This is a genomic window from Bacteroidota bacterium, assembly GCA_039821555.1.
Classification (GTDB): domain Bacteria; phylum Bacteroidota; class Rhodothermia; order Rhodothermales; family Rubricoccaceae; genus JBCBEX01.
This window is the reverse complement of record JBCBNX010000073.1, coordinates 1-549: the sequence shown is the minus strand read 5'-3', so window position 1 is coordinate 549 and position 549 is coordinate 1. Positions and strand designations below refer to the sequence as shown.

Annotated in this window: 4 tRNA genes; all 4 read left to right on the top strand. The window is 57.2% G+C overall.

Features of this window, described 5'->3' with window-relative positions:
- Nucleotides 1-161 precede the first annotated feature (161 nt).
- Nucleotides 162-237 (top strand) — tRNA-Ala (locus AAFU51_18920).
- 3 nt (nucleotides 238-240) lie between these two features.
- Nucleotides 241-317 (top strand) — tRNA-Ile (locus AAFU51_18915).
- Nucleotides 318-338: 21 nt separating this feature from the next.
- Nucleotides 339-414: transfer RNA gene (locus tag AAFU51_18910), tRNA-Ala, on the top strand.
- 60 nt (nucleotides 415-474) lie between these two features.
- A tRNA-Ile gene (locus tag AAFU51_18905) sits at nucleotides 475-548 on the top strand.
- The last annotated feature ends 1 nt before the right edge of the window (nucleotide 549 follow it).

Genomic DNA, 549 nt, shown 5'->3' with positions numbered 1-549 from the left:
CTGGATCACCTCCTTTCTAAGGATGTTCTGCGATCAATCGGTTCGCCCGGTTTCACGGAACACTTAGCAAGTCTGGTTCTCAAGCCAGACTATAAATCGGTCCAGGCCGTCCTCATATCTCTTCAGAAAATCAAAGGTTTCACGCCATGGCGCGGGCCTACGGGGCGTTAGCTCAGCTGGGAGAGCACCTGCTTTGCAAGCAGGGGGTCATCGGTTCGATCCCGATACGCTCCACCAGATGGGTCGGTAGCTCAGGTGGTTAGAGCGCACGCCTGATAAGCGTGAGGTCGGAGGTTCAAGTCCTCCTCGACCCACCACGAATTCCCGCCGGGAAGTTTGGGGCGTTAGCTCAGCTGGGAGAGCACCTGCTTTGCAAGCAGGGGGTCATCGGTTCGATCCCGATACGCTCCACCAAAACTATGGAGCATATCGGCGCTTTGCTGCGTACCTGCGGTACGACACGCTCCACCAAATGGGTCGGTAGCTCAGGTGGTTAGAGCGCACGCCTGATAAGCGTGAGGTCGGAGGTTCAAGTCCTCCTCGACCCAC